The 14,290-nt window shown below is 43.2% G+C and carries 27 protein-coding genes; 5 read left to right on the forward strand and 22 right to left on the reverse strand.

Annotation, left to right across the window (positions count from 1 at the left end; all coding sequences use genetic code 11):
* Nucleotide 1: 1 nt before the first annotated feature.
* The 20 genes from J7E26_RS01435 to J7E26_RS01530 all read right to left on the reverse strand — a co-directional run bounded on the left by J7E26_RS01435 (nt 2) and on the right by J7E26_RS01530 (nt 10,018).
* Entirely contained in the window at nt 2-601 is a 600-nt protein-coding gene (locus J7E26_RS01435) for a dUTP diphosphatase (RefSeq protein WP_214812933.1), read from the reverse strand.
* Between the two features lie 250 nt (nt 602-851).
* Nucleotides 852-989 carry a hypothetical protein gene (locus J7E26_RS01440; RefSeq protein ID WP_214812934.1) on the reverse strand — a complete coding sequence of 46 codons (138 nt, stop codon included), beginning with the start codon at nt 987-989 and terminating at the stop codon, nt 852-854.
* 109 nt (nt 990-1,098) lie between these two features.
* A complete protein-coding gene (locus tag J7E26_RS01445) occupies nt 1,099-1,923 on the reverse strand; it encodes a DNA adenine methylase (protein WP_214812936.1) in 825 nt (274 codons plus the stop codon).
* Nucleotides 1,924-1,926: 3 nt separating this feature from the next.
* Nucleotides 1,927-2,187 carry a hypothetical protein gene (locus J7E26_RS01450; protein ID WP_061046881.1) on the reverse strand — a complete coding sequence of 87 codons (261 nt, stop codon included), beginning with the start codon at nt 2,185-2,187 and terminating at the stop codon, nt 1,927-1,929.
* On the reverse strand, nt 2,184-2,411 hold the full coding sequence (locus J7E26_RS01455; protein ID WP_214812939.1) for a hypothetical protein: 228 nt from the start codon (nt 2,409-2,411) through the stop codon (nt 2,184-2,186). The genes J7E26_RS01450 and J7E26_RS01455 overlap by 4 nt, the downstream gene beginning before the upstream one ends.
* Nucleotides 2,408-2,785 (reverse strand): hypothetical protein, encoded by a 378-nt coding sequence (locus tag J7E26_RS01460; RefSeq protein ID WP_214812941.1) that lies wholly within the window; start codon nt 2,783-2,785, stop codon nt 2,408-2,410. The genes J7E26_RS01455 and J7E26_RS01460 overlap by 4 nt, the downstream gene beginning before the upstream one ends.
* A gap of 31 nt (nt 2,786-2,816) precedes the next feature.
* On the reverse strand, nt 2,817-3,020 hold the full coding sequence (locus tag J7E26_RS01465) for an XtrA/YqaO family protein (protein WP_214812942.1): 204 nt from the start codon (nt 3,018-3,020) through the stop codon (nt 2,817-2,819).
* 80 nt (nt 3,021-3,100) lie between these two features.
* Entirely contained in the window at nt 3,101-3,367 is a 267-nt protein-coding gene (locus tag J7E26_RS01470) for a hypothetical protein (RefSeq protein ID WP_214800611.1), read from the reverse strand.
* A 4-nt stretch (nt 3,368-3,371) separates the two neighbouring features.
* Nucleotides 3,372-3,830: a DUF1064 domain-containing protein gene (locus J7E26_RS01475; protein WP_214812944.1), complete on the reverse strand. Its 459-nt coding sequence runs from the start codon at nt 3,828-3,830 to the stop codon at nt 3,372-3,374.
* A 144-nt stretch (nt 3,831-3,974) separates the two neighbouring features.
* Complete coding sequence (locus J7E26_RS01480; protein WP_014304482.1) at nt 3,975-4,118, reverse strand: hypothetical protein; 144 nt, start codon at nt 4,116-4,118, stop codon at nt 3,975-3,977.
* Nucleotides 4,115-5,062, reverse strand: coding sequence for an ATP-binding protein (locus J7E26_RS01485; RefSeq protein ID WP_214812946.1), 948 nt, complete (start codon nt 5,060-5,062; stop codon nt 4,115-4,117). Before J7E26_RS01485 ends, J7E26_RS01480 begins: the two co-directional genes overlap by 4 nt.
* On the reverse strand, nt 4,947-5,648 hold the full coding sequence (locus tag J7E26_RS01490) for a DnaD domain protein (RefSeq protein WP_214812947.1): 702 nt from the start codon (nt 5,646-5,648) through the stop codon (nt 4,947-4,949). Before J7E26_RS01490 ends, J7E26_RS01485 begins: the two co-directional genes overlap by 116 nt.
* Before the next feature lie 197 nt (nt 5,649-5,845).
* The gene (locus J7E26_RS01495) at nt 5,846-6,643 is read right to left on the reverse strand and encodes a PD-(D/E)XK nuclease-like domain-containing protein (RefSeq protein ID WP_214984649.1); all 798 of its coding nucleotides are present in this window, start codon (nt 6,641-6,643) and stop codon (nt 5,846-5,848) included.
* The gene (locus tag J7E26_RS01500; RefSeq protein ID WP_214812948.1) at nt 6,603-7,520 is read right to left on the reverse strand and encodes a hypothetical protein; all 918 of its coding nucleotides are present in this window, start codon (nt 7,518-7,520) and stop codon (nt 6,603-6,605) included. The genes J7E26_RS01495 and J7E26_RS01500 overlap by 41 nt, the downstream gene beginning before the upstream one ends.
* Complete coding sequence (locus tag J7E26_RS01505) at nt 7,517-7,705, reverse strand: hypothetical protein (protein WP_214812950.1); 189 nt, start codon at nt 7,703-7,705, stop codon at nt 7,517-7,519. Before J7E26_RS01505 ends, J7E26_RS01500 begins: the two co-directional genes overlap by 4 nt.
* Before the next feature lie 101 nt (nt 7,706-7,806).
* Nucleotides 7,807-8,004, reverse strand: a complete 198-nt coding sequence (locus J7E26_RS01510) for a YqaI family protein (RefSeq protein ID WP_214812952.1) — start codon at nt 8,002-8,004, stop codon at nt 7,807-7,809.
* Entirely contained in the window at nt 8,001-8,258 is a 258-nt protein-coding gene (locus J7E26_RS01515) for a YqaH family protein (RefSeq protein ID WP_214812954.1), read from the reverse strand. The genes J7E26_RS01510 and J7E26_RS01515 overlap by 4 nt, the downstream gene beginning before the upstream one ends.
* Complete coding sequence (locus tag J7E26_RS01520; RefSeq protein WP_214812956.1) at nt 8,255-8,827, reverse strand: helix-turn-helix domain-containing protein; 573 nt, start codon at nt 8,825-8,827, stop codon at nt 8,255-8,257. Before J7E26_RS01520 ends, J7E26_RS01515 begins: the two co-directional genes overlap by 4 nt.
* Nucleotides 8,828-8,936: 109 nt before the next feature.
* Nucleotides 8,937-9,707 carry a phage antirepressor gene (locus J7E26_RS01525; protein WP_003155918.1) on the reverse strand — a complete coding sequence of 257 codons (771 nt, stop codon included), beginning with the start codon at nt 9,705-9,707 and terminating at the stop codon, nt 8,937-8,939.
* Entirely contained in the window at nt 9,704-10,018 is a 315-nt protein-coding gene (locus J7E26_RS01530) for a hypothetical protein (protein WP_003155921.1), read from the reverse strand. Before J7E26_RS01530 ends, J7E26_RS01525 begins: the two co-directional genes overlap by 4 nt.
* A gap of 80 nt (nt 10,019-10,098) precedes the next feature.
* Here J7E26_RS01530 and J7E26_RS01535 point away from each other — a divergent pair, with 80 nt between their 5' ends.
* The gene (locus J7E26_RS01535) at nt 10,099-10,344 is read left to right on the forward strand and encodes a hypothetical protein (protein ID WP_003155923.1); all 246 of its coding nucleotides are present in this window, start codon (nt 10,099-10,101) and stop codon (nt 10,342-10,344) included.
* Here J7E26_RS01535 and J7E26_RS01540 read toward each other — a convergent pair.
* Nucleotides 10,328-10,507, reverse strand: a complete 180-nt coding sequence (locus J7E26_RS01540; RefSeq protein WP_003155930.1) for a hypothetical protein — start codon at nt 10,505-10,507, stop codon at nt 10,328-10,330. The two genes, J7E26_RS01535 and J7E26_RS01540, sit on opposite strands and share 17 nt — an antisense overlap.
* A gap of 39 nt (nt 10,508-10,546) precedes the next feature.
* Nucleotides 10,547-10,774 carry a helix-turn-helix transcriptional regulator gene (locus J7E26_RS01545; RefSeq protein ID WP_214984651.1) on the reverse strand — a complete coding sequence of 76 codons (228 nt, stop codon included), beginning with the start codon at nt 10,772-10,774 and terminating at the stop codon, nt 10,547-10,549.
* A gap of 163 nt (nt 10,775-10,937) precedes the next feature.
* Here J7E26_RS01545 and J7E26_RS01550 point away from each other — a divergent pair, with 163 nt between their 5' ends.
* The 4 genes from J7E26_RS01550 (at nt 10,938) to J7E26_RS01565 (ending at nt 14,289) form a co-directional block, all read left to right on the forward strand.
* Nucleotides 10,938-11,300: a helix-turn-helix domain-containing protein gene (locus J7E26_RS01550; RefSeq protein WP_003155933.1), complete on the forward strand. Its 363-nt coding sequence runs from the start codon at nt 10,938-10,940 to the stop codon at nt 11,298-11,300.
* 248 nt (nt 11,301-11,548) lie between these two features.
* Nucleotides 11,549-12,496, forward strand: a complete 948-nt coding sequence (locus J7E26_RS01555; RefSeq protein WP_214812959.1) for an SHOCT domain-containing protein — start codon at nt 11,549-11,551, stop codon at nt 12,494-12,496.
* A 72-nt stretch (nt 12,497-12,568) separates the two neighbouring features.
* Nucleotides 12,569-13,075 carry an ImmA/IrrE family metallo-endopeptidase gene (locus tag J7E26_RS01560; RefSeq protein WP_214812960.1) on the forward strand — a complete coding sequence of 169 codons (507 nt, stop codon included), beginning with the start codon at nt 12,569-12,571 and terminating at the stop codon, nt 13,073-13,075.
* A gap of 17 nt (nt 13,076-13,092) precedes the next feature.
* Nucleotides 13,093-14,289, forward strand: coding sequence for a tyrosine-type recombinase/integrase (locus J7E26_RS01565; RefSeq protein ID WP_214812964.1), 1,197 nt, complete (start codon nt 13,093-13,095; stop codon nt 14,287-14,289).
* Nucleotide 14,290 lies beyond the last annotated feature (1 nt).

Raw genomic sequence — 14,290 nt, forward strand, 5'->3', positions numbered from 1 at the left:
TTCAATACCCCTCCTGCTGCCGCTGGTGATTGACGGCGTTTTTGTCCATGTAAGCCGCTTCGATCTGTTCCAAAGTAAATCCGAAACCGATAGTTCCAATGCTCAAGAACAAGGCCCAAGCCAAACTGAAACTGGTCTTTTTAGTGTCCTGATCTTTGGACATGTAAGAATTTAATAGCATCCATTTCATTTCTAGGAACACACCTGTTAAACCGCCCTCAAATCCCTTTTTCTTCATTTCGACAAACCCTTCTTCCGGTAGACTCATAGCATCTTCCCAGCCTTTTTTAATGGCTATTGAAAGAAAAAAGTGCAGGCAGTCGACAAATTCTTCAAGCAAAGAATACGATTTATAGCCATATTCAGGTTTCCATTCAAGGGCGCCTCCGTCCTCAGATGGTTTCCAGTTATACTCCGGTTCTTTCGGCAGCTGGTTATTGCTCCAATGCTTGAACCAGCGTCCTTCATTTGCAAATTCAGCTAATTCAGTATCCAGAGCAATATAAGTGTTTGGCAGCAAGTCCTGCCCCTCAAGCCCCTTTTCTTTGATGATCCGATCATCAAGCACCTTTTGAATTCCGAACATTTTTTGTAGATTCATTGTCCGCTCTCCTTTGATCTAATTGTGCACCGTGTTTTACAATCCTTGCTAACCTGTTGCAATTCAGCAGTGAAACAGTTAAGACAAATATTTTCTTGTTTTCGATGATCGCCAGTGTTTTGTTTTAGCTTTTTAATGTCTGATCGCAAAGCAAACCTTAAAGGCTTTTCAAAGATAGGTGCAGTATTTTCATGGGTATCTAATCCGCACGTTTCACAACATAAGCTTTCCATAATGATTTTCCGCTCCCTTATTTCCGCCCGCCGACGGTATTTTGTAGAAGTTCATGCACATGACACATAAGCAGCATGCCGCCTGTTTCCGGTCCGTGCTTTTCACGGAAGACAGCCAATGCTTGTTCGAAAGCCTGCCTGTAATCCTGCTTCAATCTATTTCCTCCTCGGCGCCCATGCCGCGCCCACAATGCGGGCAGCGTGCATCTGCGCGGATTTCTAAATCAAGTTTTTTATAATCGCAGTCCGGGCAATGGTATTCGATCATGGTCGGACCACCGAATCAAATAAGCTGAGTTGAGTGATCTTATAGTTGAACAGCAATAATTCTTCAGCTCCGCGGCTTTTTCCGGATCCGCCGACAACCTGTTTGTATGCGGAAAAGGTTTCTGACTCCCAGTTCGGGTAGATCTCGAGTATCAAAGGATCATCGTAATAAGAAAGAACCACTTTCCCTTTGACCTGATTAAGCAGTCGGGCCAGTTCCCGGTGATCCTCTTCAGTAAAGCCGCCAGCATAAAACCGCTCGCGCCCAACATATGGTGGATCCACATAAAACAGAGTATCCGGGCTATCGTACTTCTCAATGATGTTGCGAAAATCCTTACATTCGATCATGACGCCCTTCATGCGGTTGGCGAAAGACTCGAAGGCAGCGCAGGCGCTTATGTATCCGCCAGCAGGGTTCTGCCCGCTTTGTGTGCTATGCCTCCAGCCTGTTTGTGGCACTTCCTCCGCGTTCCCCTTACTAATGCCGGAACGATTCATATAAAACCACCTGACAGCCCGGTCAAAATCATCTTGCGGGTAATCTTCAGTTTTCCATTTCTCATAGAGCGCCCGGCTGTACGGAATGGACTCGCAGGCCTGCTGCATGGCCTTCGGATCCTTTCTGACTTGCATCAAGAAATTCACCACATGGCCGTCAATGTCGTTATACACTTCATGACCTATTTGCGGCTTGTTTGCTATGACATGAGCCGCGCCGCCGAAAGGCTCGACGTACACCTTATGGGCGGGCATTTTATTTATGATGTGATCGGCGTATCGACCTTTGCCGCCAAACCAGATTAACGGTGAGCGTGCCATCCCTTAACCCCCGATCAAATTCGGCAGCACAGAGACAGCGAAGAAGAAAAGCCCCACGCATGCCCCGACCAGCCAGATATTTGTTTTATCCCGTTTAGCGATAATGGTATGGTCGCCGATCATTTTTAGATCGTCAGACCGAGCGACAAGCGTCGGGATGTAGTCCGGGTGAACCTTCAAAAGCTCGGCCGCCTGCTCGACGGTCATTGCTTCGTCCTTCGTGGCCTTCACGTTCCGTTGAAGTTCTACTTGTAATGGCATCATTTTTCTTCCCCCTCGCAATGGCATTCACTTTCTTCATGACCGCATTCTTCGCATATTTTTTCAACCTGCCAACCCTCAAAGTGATATTTGGGCATTGAATAATATTCTTTATAGCAACTCGTGCATGTTACGATCCCGTCGCTGTCTGAATCCCAGTTAGAATGGTATGCTTCTTCTGTGCAATCGCAATACGGACAAGTTTGTTCTTGTGATAATCCGCTCATTCCGCATCCCCCTCCAATGCTTCAACTTTATCTTCCAATTCCTCTATCTCGTCCTCTAAATTGCTGTTTTCGAATTCTAAATCTCTTATTTCTTCTTCCTGTCCCTCGACCTTTAATATTAGTTCTTCGTTCTCTTTTGTAAGCCGCTGAATCTCTTCCTGAGCCTGCCGAAACTGATTGACCGCAATATCCTGCTGGTGCTGGTGCTCCCGATTCATAGCCTGTTGCATGATTAATTCTTCCGCGAGCTTTTCGGCTGCTGCTTCCAAAGAGATTTGCTCCGGTGTACTGGCTGCCGTTTTCGAAAGGGTGCAAATGTAAGAGCCGGTATATAAAACCTCACCTTTTGATAAGTTGATTTTGAATTCTTTCATGCCCGTTCCTCCCCCGCAGGGGAAACCCCTGCTATTTGAATTTATGGCCGATCTCGTAATCACAACGAGCCAGGCCGCCTTTTACTGTTTGAATGATTGTTTTACCGTGTTCCGGGGCGTCCATTAGATGAGCAGTCCCTTCAGTTCCATCTAAAACGATGATGCAGACTTTCCCCGGCTCGATGCTTTGCTGAATAGTTGTTTCATGATTTTTTATTTCTGTTGGCTTGTTCACTCTGGCCGCCCCCTGTGCTATGATAGAAGTACCAGTTCATATCAAAGCTCCGGGGCTTCGGCTTCGGTGCTTTTTTCGTTTTACGACGGCAACCGCATCGTCACGCCGGCAGATGGCTTTAATTCCTCACGGTAGATGATTGGATGCTTTTCGACGTATGCCGCCAACTCCTCCGGTGTCATCTTCCATTCGTTAACCGGTCCTGGTTTATATGGATTGATTTTTTCTTGCATAGCAATAACCTCCTGAATTGATTTTGGGAATTTCTGAACCTCCAAGCTTTTTGCAATCTGCTCCCATGCGGCTGACGCATCGTTTGTAATCGGAACAGAGCGCATGCAGGCCATGAGCTTATCTTCTTCCTGCACCCACAACGGCCGATCGTCTGCGATTACCACGTTTTGCAGTGGTCTTCCCCGCCTTTCTTTTGAGTTTTTTCAGCTCGTCCAACTCAATGAAGCCGAATGCCTTATCCAGCGCCAGCACCTTGAGTGGCGTATCGTAAAGCCGCTCATACAGCTTGCGTTTGATGGTAAATTCCTTTGTTTCTACACCCTTGATGTCAATGATCTCGATGCTGCCATCCAAGTTATGAACCTCAAAGTCTGCAATATATTCAATCTTCCGAAAAGTTTTACCGTTCTTTTTGAATGCCTCTTGAAGCAGGAACCGCGGCTGCAGCTTAAAATCTTTGATCTGCTTGCTTACCTTGAGCCATTTCAATTGCTCATAGTATTTGGCTTCGGCCCGGCTATCGAACGTGATGCCGTCCACCTGTGTTTTCCTTGCGCCGTACTTATTCGTTTGCATGTGATGCCTCCATATCTCTGACTATTTCCTTATCGACCCGTTCCCGCGTGCCGTCGTTACCTCCCGTCAATTTGTTCCCAGTGCTGAATCTGCTTTTCCTTGTACGGCGCTGTGAGGATGATGGCCGGCAGCAGGATAACCGCTTTAAGCACTGTGCATCAGCTCCATTTGTTTGATTTTTTCCTCAAGCACCCGGATCGCCGGGGTAAGGTCCTGGCCGGCCGTTTGCTCGGCGGGCCCGAACATGTACATGCCGCCGGTTGCCGTGAAATTCGCTTTTTCCGTCATTCCCAGTCTCCTAACCTATGGTTTAATTGCATCCGGTCACCCTTAATGATCACCGTGTAATCTCTGCACATTTGATGAATGCGGGAGCCCAGCGCCTCGTCGATGTCCAAAATTTCGCCCGTATCAAGCTCGGAAGAGATTAGCAGAGGCTTATGATTCAAGTACCGATAATTCACAACCGATTGAATTTGTTCCACTTGCCAATCCGTCGCCCGCGGCTCCCCCTTCACTGGCTTGAATAAGTCATCAATGAACAGAACCTCAGATTTTCGCATGGCGTCGAGCTTTGTTTCCAGCTGGTCAAAGTCATTTCGCAGATCGCCCATTCCCTCAACGTACGGGAAATACATGCAGTAAATTGATTTTTTCTTGATCAGATTGTTCATGATCGCCGTTAACAGGTGCGTTTTTCCGCTGCCCGGCTGCCCGAGCAAAGCGATACTGTTTGAACGATTTCCCCTGATGCTCTGAAAATCCTTATAGTATTCTACCGCGCACTCATAAGCGTCCTTGATCATGTCCGGCTTCCCGTCCTTGATGAAGTTTCCAAAAAGGAGCTTTTCGAATTCTTCCGTGATTCCGCTGACCTTCATAAGCCGGGCGATCTTTTTCCGTTTTACACACTCGCATTGCTTTGAAAATGTGGTCTTCCATTCCCGGGCCTTATCCGGCAAGCATACTTTCCCAGCCAGGTAATCCTCTTCTCTGACCATTTGATCAGGGGCCAGGCTTTCCATTGTCTTATGCTCTTTTCTCAATTGACGCTCGGTATCTTGGTGAATCCGGTAAACGATAATGCCCTTATCCTTGCAGTCAGAGCACTCATATTCAGCCTTTTCTTCTGAGGCGGCCTGTCCCGTTGAAGATGCTGCTGACCGATCCCGGAGCTTGGTTAGAATGGCCTTCATTGCCGCGTCCATATCTTGCGTTTTGCGAGCTTCCATACTGCTGTTTCTCCTTTCGTCTCTGGCTGAATGGGTTTGATAGGATTGCTTCAATGTAATTTAAACCAACCTCGCTGCCCTTGTTCCTGAAAGCCTGTTTCATAGCCTCCATGACCTTCTCCTCGCCGTAATCTTCAACCATATAGCCAATTCGCTGAGCTTCAATTGGTCCGATAGTACGAGCGACTTTGTTCTCGAATAGTTCAAAGGCATTTTTCATTTTTTCATCGACTTCCTTTCTTTCTTGCGGCTCTGGTGACGGGTCTTTCATTTTGTTGTAATTTCCTAGCTGTATGTACTCCGCATAATTCAAGACTGTGACGATAAACCCGCGTTTTTGCGGCAGCCGGTCCAGCTTTAAATACTCCTGCTTGACCATTCTGTCTAACGAGTATTTGATCTGATCGGATGACCAATTAAAACGCTTTGCTAATTCCACAAGCTTAATGATTGTCTGACCGGGCTCTAAATCCTGATCCGCTCTATACTCTGCCCGTTTGAATAAATGATCGTATATTGTCTCATCACGTGAATCCTTAAATGGCAGCCGAGGTAGGACCACATACCCCAAACCTTGCATATCCATGCCGCTCACCTACTTCCTTTCACACAGTGCTGTCAGAGCCTTGAAATCTATTTCTACTAATCTCAGAGACGGCTCATTTGTCTTTAAGTAGTCAGTCGTGTACCGGGTATACAAGTCCTTTCTCATATCGCGCTGAACCGTTTTGACCAGCCAGAGATAACAATGTGGGATGGGAATCCTGATCAACTCCCTTTCCATCAGCTCACCAACTCCGAAAAATGGATGATGCTGTTCAGTTGATTAGTGGCCCGGCAATACTTGCATTTTTCGCACCGCTCCGGCTTCTCCTCGCCGTGTTTCACTTGCAAAATCCGGTCCATCCGCTGCTCAATCTCTTCAAGCTCTACTTCCATCCTGCCTTCATCAATATTGATGACAGCTTTATCAGGTGGATCTTCTTTTGAAACCCCTACGATCAGGGGCTCAAGCCATTCGCTCCGTCCAGTCATTCTTTTTTCAAGCTCGGCATACAGTGCCATTTGTGCAATATAGCCATTTGCCTCGACGAATGAGCAATAGCCTATTTCCGGATCCCAAACCCTCTCCCGCAATGACCGCGCTGTTTTCAGATCGGAGAAACGACCACCAGCTGGGTTGTATACGTCCAGCTTTCCTTTCCACGGGACTCCGAACAGTTCAGCTGATACGATAACTTCCTTTGCTCCTTGCAGAACGAACATACAAAGTTCGTCATGTTGAATCGCTTCAATCATCAGATCAGCTAACTGATACTGCTTGTACAGCTGGCCTTTTTGTGTAAAAAGCGATGGAGTGTTCTTTTTAAATTCATCAAAAGCCTGTTCACCCTCAAGCCAGGCATGAACATATTGGCCGAAGAGGAGCGCCTCCGATGTAGGCGGCGTCCATTCTCCATTCAACTTTGCCATCGTGGCAGCCTCACACTGCAAAAAGCTTTTATATTGAGAATTTGACATGTAGTGTCTATCAATCTCGTTAGAGTAATAATTCTCCTTGTTCAGCGCCGGTATCCGCATTAGCAGGATCACCCGCCTTTTCTTTACTATCAGCAGACTTGTCAGCTTGCTCTTTCTGCTTTTTGAATTCTTCCTCAGCCTTTGACTTAGTCGCGCCTGTGGCCTTCACATTGAAGTAATCCTCTTTCTTGGCCATACCATCACGTAAAGATGTATAAATGCGGCCAATCTTTAAAAAGTCTTGTTCTGTAAAGGCATCGACGTTACTGCCGATGTATTCTTCAATCATTTCTTTGGTGATCCCGAATTCTTTTTTGAATGTTGATAAAGCATTTCTGAGCCGATCTTCCAATGGTTCTTTATGGCCGTTTATTAACGTTTTCTGGCACATATCAACTGCAGCGTCAACGATATCGCCAGGAATCACTCCAAGTATGCAGGAACGGAGTCGACGGGCTCCTTGATTGGCAACCATTTCGTAAATATCCCTTGCATCATTGAGCTTTGTCACTGTACCTTTTGCCTTTCTCTCATGCTTCACAGTAAATATTTTGGTTTGCCGGGTATTCGTTTCAAGATCCCAAGCGTAAGCCATGACAGAGGATTCCCCGGCTTTTTGCTCGAGCTCCATAATTCCGTAATCAATGTTGCCCCAATTCTGCGCCAATGCCTCAGCCAATCGGATTGACGGACCAGATACCTTTGTCCCGCCGCGAGGATATTCATACACCGCATTCTCAGCTAACAATCTTCGTTCGCATGCTTTTTTTATCCGATCAAACGCCGCGAATACGTCCCGTGGGAATTTCTTTGCGATGACCATCGCCGCCTGTACTTCTTGAGCCTGCCGGCTTACCATCGCTTCCGTAGTCACGCTAGTATCCTGCTGGGGCGCCGGCATGTAATCTGAGTAATCCACCTGTGATAATCCATTCATTGTGCTTCTGCCACCTTTCTTTTGTATGCTTCCGTTCCAAGCCGCTGCCATTCTCGGTATGCGTCCATTGACGGGAAGGAAAATACCGGTTTGCCCTTACTGAACATGATTGAGCCGCCGACTTCTCTCAGGCGCTTCTGATCGTCCACCCGGTCACTGAAAGATGCTGTTATTCGTTTAGCCATGTATAAAACCTCCATTGTTTTTTATGGGGCGTTTTGGTATAATAGGAATACAATCAATTATCAAAACGCCTTACCTAGTCCACTCTGCCAAGTGGGCTTTTTTATTGTGCTGAATGAAACTTAAATCCAAGTTGCTCCTTCAAGTAGCGTTCAAGATTGTCTTTTAAAATGATCTCGCCGCAGTCAATTACATAATTATCTGCTGACGTTACTTCGTCCCCGAAAAAGTCCTTTTTTGTTTCCGGCTCAGTCAGCTTGTCATGCCAGTTGTTCAGAACCATTGGGTTTTCAACGTTCATCCAAAACACCTACTTATCACTGCTAAATTAATGCCGCGCTGTTGCATTTTTATTGCTGTGTGATACAACCGCCCTTTATTCGCCAGTCGGCTGATGTCCTCTGTAAGAACCTTGATGCTCCCCGCAAGACTGATAGCTTCTTCATAATCGCCATCCCGTAACGCCTCCGAAAGCATGATAGAGAGCTCTTCCGCCGACTCGATTTTTCTTTTTGCTGAATCTGCATCTGATTTAAGAAACTGATTGATTTTCATACCAGCACCGCCTGCCTTTCTTCTGTTTTCGCCATTGCAACCTGACTCATTAGCGCTTTCCGCGTCCACCTTTCGGCCAATTCCTTCATGTTCAATCCATGACTACGGGCCAGCGAATATAACAGCGTTTTATTTGCCGGGATCAGATCAAAAATCTGTTTAATATCGGCCATTGGCAGTTCTTCAGGTTGTCGGCCTGGCCTATCGTTTGCCAGCCAGCGCGCTAAATGCCTTGTTGCTTGCAATGCTTCTTCAAGCTGATGAATCATATTGATTACCGCCGTGCTTGCGCTCTCGTTAAGTGCGGGATCAATTGGTGCCGCCGTCGTCGGGTGAAGTTTGAAAAGGTAATGTACCAGATCAATATGTTCGTACGCCTCGCACGCCTCAAACCACTTGATGCATAATTCCGGAGTAAGCTTACTGAATCCATTCTCAACGTCCGAAACATACCGCTGATCTTTTCCCCCTATCAAATTACCAATCTGATACTGTGCAAGTCCTGCCGCTTTGCGGACACTACGCATGATCCGGGGTAGATTATGCAAATTGTATGGGTTGTTCTCCATATGTTTGCCTCCTGATATATCCAGTTGTTCACTGGTAAAATTTAATTAATGAAGGGACAAGCTAGTCCTTTTCTCGAACATTAATCTCCCCAAATTTGTGGAGATTGTTTCAAGCTGTTTCTGATGAAATGAATTTATTCACAAAATAAATCTGACCTTTTCCCGTAACCTTTGGCGTTCGGGTAGTTCTAATTGAACCATCAGGGTTATTCATTGTTCTCTTCTTAATTTCAAAGAGACCCAAATCCATACTTCGCTGTGTTGGTAGATTGAAAGACTCGCCTGTCTTACGAATTAAATAACCATTATCACGGAGCCATTGAAATAACTTGTTAGGTCCAATCTTTACGCCGTTCTGTTGAATGATTTTCGCTAACTCGCCAACAAGCACAGATGATTCAGATGCTTCCACAGCTTCGGCGAAAAGAGCTTTTGGCTTCATAGATTCAATTTGCTTATTTTGCTCCTTTAGTGCGTGAAGAGTTGTTTTGAAAAATAATTTGGTATTTTCGTCTGCGTTGGACAAATACGTCTGAATGAACTGTTCATCATTTGCGACATATCCCCCGGTTTTTCTGATTGTGGGTATAACTTCAAAGGCTAACCAATCTTGAAATTGTTCGGCAATTTGATTAGATGCTCTAAAAGCCAGCTTGTACACCAATGGTTCAGGAATAAAATCACCTTTCTCTACTTCTGGAAAGTTATCCGGAAGGTAGGTATTCACACGGCTCCATCGGATTGTTACGTTGCCACTTTTGGCAACGGTAGTGAGGCCTAAGTTCCGAGCAACTTGCTCGGCATCAAAAAGGATTTGATCATTCTCAATTTTGGCTGCAACTTCGAAAATTTCATTTTTGAATGTTTGTAAATTATTCATGCCGAAGCTCCTTTCTGATAGTATGCGGTGTTCTCAGCAACCCAACGCGTGTTGCTCTCAATCCATTTAAAAAGCAAAGTCGTAGGGATTTTTTTGCCACATTCTTCGTTAACCGGAAAATCCGGACGGGCCATCAGTTCCGCCATTTTAGTGGGACCGCACCGCAGCACCTCCATCGCTTCAGTTCTCGTCAAGATGTGAGGAAGCTCGTTCAAAGAGCTGAGCCGCTCTACCAGCATGTCTGTTGCTCTATCAGCAATTTTGGCAGCGATCTGTTCAATGAATTTCTCATCGTATTGCATAGTGAACATATAAAAAACCTCCTTTACAATGAGCTTTATAATCTCTCACTTTCATGTGGTAAAATATGCATGGAAGGTGGTGAGATTTAATGGCTTCTACTAAGGTTTACGCTTGCCTTTGTGGTGAATGGGTTGACTTGACTAGTGATCCGGACTGCAAAATAGGTGAATCTATGTCTTCTCCATACATATGGTGGGAAGAAGGTGCTTCAATTTGGAGCCCTAATTCTAAAGAAGAGCACACGATGTATCAGCAAGATTACGTTAATATTTATTACAAAAATGCTGAATATCGCATTCACCCAATGTTTATCCAAATCAAGTATTCATCCTAAATTCACGTTTAAGGTTAGCTTCTAACAGTTCTGGGTCGTCAAACTGCAATTTGGCGGCTTTAGAACTGAACAGTACATCGACATGTTGTTTAACACGGCTCCACTCGGATTGGGACATACCATTCAATAAATTTTTAATTTGTTCCAGCTTTTTTTGATCCATAACTTCGACCTCCTATACTGTTTTTTATAACTTTCATTCCTATGCAGTTTTCTCGTTACCCTTTTTGTGTAACTTTTCATCAAAAAAAAGCTCATCGACTTCTTCATTCAGTAACTCGGATATTTGGTGTGCTTTTTCAAGACTTGGCTTTGTACGCCCCATTTCTATATTTGCATAACCGCTTGCGTATCTATAGCCAAGCTTTTTTGCCATAAAGGTTTGGGTCTTCCCTTGAGAAAGCCTTGTAGCCCGTAATTTTTCTAGCACTATTAACTCACCACCTTACTCTTTTCGTGTAACTCGTTAAACACATAATAATATACACAATAAGGGTAAGTCAACATATTTTTATTCTTTTTGTGTAAGTAATTATCTCTTGTGTGTAAACCGTGTTAAAATTTACACACCAAATGAAAAAAGGTGTATAATAATGGATAATATAACAGGGAAAATCTTAACTGAATTAAGAGAAAAGAAAGGTTGGAGCAAATCTTTCGTCGCAAAAAAATTAGGTATTAAAACAATGTCTACATATGCGAATTGGGAGTACGGTTTAAGGAAACCAGATGGGGAAATGCTCGTTAGACTTGCAAGTTTGTATGGTGTAACAACTGATTATCTCCTAACTGGCAAAGAACCTACTTTTAATAATGACCTTTTTGATGATCCTGATCTACAGATCGCCTTTAGAGAAGCGAGTGACTTCTCAGAAGAAAGACAAAAACAAGCAATTGATTTTATAAAATACCTCAAAGAAAAAGAAGAACGCGAAGGCCGAAAGCCTAAAAAGTAAACCAACTGGCGCAACCTTTATTTATATTATTGTTATTATGTTATTTCTGTTTACTAATAAGATCAGGATTGGATCGGGATTAGAACCGAACTGGATCGGGAAAGCATTTTTCGCAAATAGGGTGAAGTCGGTTATATCAAGGGATATAACAATCTTTCTCATCAGGATTGCTTCAGGATTCAAACCGGATTGGATCAGAAAAAAAGAGATAAACTCAACTGTTATTACTAAAAAAGGGGAAATTTAATTTGTCTTTTTTGTCAGAGAATGGTGAAGTGTATAACTGTCAATTCAAAAAACACATGAAGGCTTCTAAAAACTTTGTAAAAACCTATAAAATGATGCTTAATGAGATAAACGAAACCGTATTGGAAATTGCAAGAGGTAGCTTGAATAGACCCAAAGTTGTAAGCCTACCTACTGGTATATTTGCCGTAACAGATGATTCTGTGTATTTCTTCTATCTTAAAAAAGACGCCCTGATTACAGAGAAATGGCCTTACGATTCTATTTTGAAAATCTCTGTTACGAAAAAAGCACTTGCTGGTTTTCGGATAGATTTTACCACTTCAGATGGAGAATTCAGTATCACTAACATAACAGAAGGAAATCCAGAGGCAGTCAGTAAATATGTAGAATCGAAAATTACTGGTAATGAAGAAAAATTTAATCGGGAAAAAGAAAAGGAACTCCAAGAACAAAAAAAAATTGAAGAAAAATCGAAAAAACATATCAAAGAGTATTATTTTAAATCTGCAAAAACAACAATCACACTTGACGGAAACTATATAAGAGTAGCAAGAAAAGGCGCTGTTAATACTATCACACGAGGGTATAGTGGGGAGAAATCTTATAGAATCAGCGAACTGTCCGGGCTTCAAATAAAAAAACCTGGATTAGTGACCTCTGGCTATTTTCAATTTTTAACGCCAGCTGCTAATGAAACAAGTGGACTCTGGGACGCAATACAAGACGATAACTCTTTCACTTTTGGCACAAATGAACTGCCTATGGTTTTAGAAATTCAAAATTACATAGAAGAGCATCAGTCTAGGCCTGCTCCAACAATACCACCAGCTCCTGCCCCTACTGTATCTGCAGCTGATGAATTGAAAAAATATAAAGAATTGTTGGATATGGATGCTATCACTCAAGAAGAATATGAAATTAAAAAGAAACAGCTATTGAATTTATGACAGCCCTTCTTCCTTGGGCTTTTCTTTCACACCAAAAACAGAACATACATTCCCTCCATGGTGGTGTTTTTAATGTCAATCCAGTTATCTTATCTTGAAGAAGAAGTGAAAAGAATCTATTACACATTAAATATCGAGACTCCTGAAGACATTGATTTAGAAAGGATTGCCGCGGCATTTCGTATCTGGCTGCATTATGAGCAAAGAAAAAGCTGCATGTTTCAAATTAACGGTGAGTATAGCGTCGTCCTTGATGCTCGAGCCTCTCCACAAGAACAGTGGCAAGACTTTGTTCATGAGCTAGGGCATGTGATTAAACATTGTGGAAACCAGTTCAACATGAATCGTATGTTTCGCCAGTTGCAAGAGTATCAGGCTAATAGCTTTATGTATCATTTCTGTGTTCCTACTTTTATGCTTGAAAAGATTTCGTTGCCACGCATGAAATCAGAGGTTATAAAATTAATAGGTGATACCTTTAATGTTACATATCAATTTGCTGCTAAACGGCTCGATATGTATACAAGAAAACAGTTCTCATTCTTGATGTATAAACAGCTCTTTAAAACTATTCATTGAAAAATTGGGGTGACAAAATGTATACAGAGGAATTGATCAAGGGTAAAAAATGGCTGGCTGTTGGTGACGGACCTCGTGATCCCGTTACCGGTAAACGCAAACAAATTGCGCGACGTGGCAAAACAAAAAAAGAAGCTGAACAAAGAGTTAGAGATGCTATTGATGCCTTAAAAGAGGATGGTATTGATGAATCAGTAGTTAAAAAAATAACTTTCGAAAAGCTTGCTGCCGAATGGTTGAATGAATATGCTCTCACAGGAAAGAAAAAAGCAACTCTGCGTATTCGAAGGAAAGAAATTAAAATCTTAAACCGGTATATCGCTAAAACCAATATCGCTCAGGTAACAGGGAGAAAATACCAAAAAATACTTAACGATCTCACTGATCAAGAGTATGCCCGTACCACCATTAGTGGTGTGCATACGACAGCCGGAATGATTTTTAAATACGCTGTAAAAGTGAAGCTTTTAAAAGATAATCCAGTGGCTGGCGCTGTAGTTCCTAAAAAGAGAATGACAGTAGAAGATATTGAAAGTAGTAAAATAGAGCAAAAATATCTTGAAAGGGAAGAACTTGAAGAATTCCTCTTAGCAGTAAAAGTCCATGGTTTGGAAATGGACCTTGAACGATTTTACTTGCTCGCTTTTACAGGCATGCGTTCAGGGGAAATGTGCGCCCTCAAACTTCCTGATATAAATTTTGAAACAAAAGAGCTGCGTATCACTAAAACCATATATTCCGAAGATAACAATATGAGGAACTATGAATTGACTCCGCCGAAAACAGCCGGATCGGTGCGAACTATCACTCTCGACGATCAGATAATAGATATATTGAAGGCGCATGTAACCAAACAAAAGAAGTTGCGTCTACAGTCCAGGATTGATCCAAGCGAATACCACGACGGTAATTTCCTATTTGCTCGTGAGAATGGCTATCCCTTTTTACCAAAAAATATCATTGTAAGAATGGAAAGAATACTGGAAAAAACATCAATTAAAAAACATGCTACTCCCCATATATTTAGACACACGTATATCAGCATGCTGGCCGAGGCAAAAGTTGACTTGCCAACTGTAATGGAAAGAGTTGGTCATGACGACATGAAAACAACGATGAAGATTTATACTCATGTAACCAAAAAAATGAAAGAGGATGCCTCCCACAAAGTCCAGCAGACTTTTGGAAACATCCTCAATTTCGGGATTTCATAAA

The sequence above is a fragment of the Bacillus sp. ISL-51 genome, from assembly GCF_018613535.1.
In the GTDB taxonomy this organism is placed as follows: domain Bacteria; phylum Bacillota; class Bacilli; order Bacillales; family Bacillaceae; genus Bacillus.

Excerpts from the sequence above, each read along its gene's own strand:
- J7E26_RS01535 (WP_003155923.1), top strand. The coding sequence starts at position 10,099 with ATGGCTTCTACTAAGGTTTACGCTTGCCTTTGTGGTGAATGGGTTGAC.
- J7E26_RS01435 (WP_214812933.1), bottom strand. The coding sequence starts at position 601 with ATGAATCTACAAAAAATGTTCGGAATTCAAAAGGTGCTTGATGATCGG.
- J7E26_RS01470 (WP_214800611.1), bottom strand. The coding sequence starts at position 3,367 with ATGGCCTGCATGCGCTCTGTTCCGATTACAAACGATGCGTCAGCCGCA.
- J7E26_RS01560 (WP_214812960.1), top strand. The coding sequence starts at position 12,569 with ATGTCAATCCAGTTATCTTATCTTGAAGAAGAAGTGAAAAGAATCTAT.
- J7E26_RS01490 (WP_214812947.1), bottom strand. The coding sequence starts at position 5,648 with ATGGATATGCAAGGTTTGGGGTATGTGGTCCTACCTCGGCTGCCATTT.
- J7E26_RS01500 (WP_214812948.1), bottom strand. The coding sequence starts at position 7,520 with ATGAATGGATTATCACAGGTGGATTACTCAGATTACATGCCGGCGCCC.
- J7E26_RS01540 (WP_003155930.1), bottom strand. The coding sequence starts at position 10,507 with ATGGATCAAAAAAAGCTGGAACAAATTAAAAATTTATTGAATGGTATG.
- J7E26_RS01455 (WP_214812939.1), bottom strand. The coding sequence starts at position 2,411 with ATGAGCGGATTATCACAAGAACAAACTTGTCCGTATTGCGATTGCACA.
- J7E26_RS01510 (WP_214812952.1), bottom strand. The coding sequence starts at position 8,004 with ATGAACGTTGAAAACCCAATGGTTCTGAACAACTGGCATGACAAGCTG.
- J7E26_RS01525 (WP_003155918.1), bottom strand. The coding sequence starts at position 9,707 with ATGAATAATTTACAAACATTCAAAAATGAAATTTTCGAAGTTGCAGCC.
- J7E26_RS01495 (WP_214984649.1), bottom strand. The coding sequence starts at position 6,643 with ATGCGGATACCGGCGCTGAACAAGGAGAATTATTACTCTAACGAGATT.
- J7E26_RS01520 (WP_214812956.1), bottom strand. The coding sequence starts at position 8,827 with ATGGAGAACAACCCATACAATTTGCATAATCTACCCCGGATCATGCGT.
- J7E26_RS01450 (WP_061046881.1), bottom strand. The coding sequence starts at position 2,187 with ATGATGCCATTACAAGTAGAACTTCAACGGAACGTGAAGGCCACGAAG.
- J7E26_RS01485 (WP_214812946.1), bottom strand. The coding sequence starts at position 5,062 with ATGGAAGCTCGCAAAACGCAAGATATGGACGCGGCAATGAAGGCCATT.
- J7E26_RS01475 (WP_214812944.1), bottom strand. The coding sequence starts at position 3,830 with ATGCAAACGAATAAGTACGGCGCAAGGAAAACACAGGTGGACGGCATC.
- J7E26_RS01530 (WP_003155921.1), bottom strand. The coding sequence starts at position 10,018 with ATGTTCACTATGCAATACGATGAGAAATTCATTGAACAGATCGCTGCC.
- J7E26_RS01565 (WP_214812964.1), top strand. The coding sequence starts at position 13,093 with ATGTATACAGAGGAATTGATCAAGGGTAAAAAATGGCTGGCTGTTGGT.
- J7E26_RS01515 (WP_214812954.1), bottom strand. The coding sequence starts at position 8,258 with ATGAAAATCAATCAGTTTCTTAAATCAGATGCAGATTCAGCAAAAAGA.
- J7E26_RS01445 (WP_214812936.1), bottom strand. The coding sequence starts at position 1,923 with ATGGCACGCTCACCGTTAATCTGGTTTGGCGGCAAAGGTCGATACGCC.
- J7E26_RS01480 (WP_014304482.1), bottom strand. The coding sequence starts at position 4,118 with ATGACGGAAAAAGCGAATTTCACGGCAACCGGCGGCATGTACATGTTC.
- J7E26_RS01460 (WP_214812941.1), bottom strand. The coding sequence starts at position 2,785 with ATGAAAGAATTCAAAATCAACTTATCAAAAGGTGAGGTTTTATATACC.
- J7E26_RS01550 (WP_003155933.1), top strand. The coding sequence starts at position 10,938 with ATGGATAATATAACAGGGAAAATCTTAACTGAATTAAGAGAAAAGAAA.
- J7E26_RS01505 (WP_214812950.1), bottom strand. The coding sequence starts at position 7,705 with ATGGCTAAACGAATAACAGCATCTTTCAGTGACCGGGTGGACGATCAG.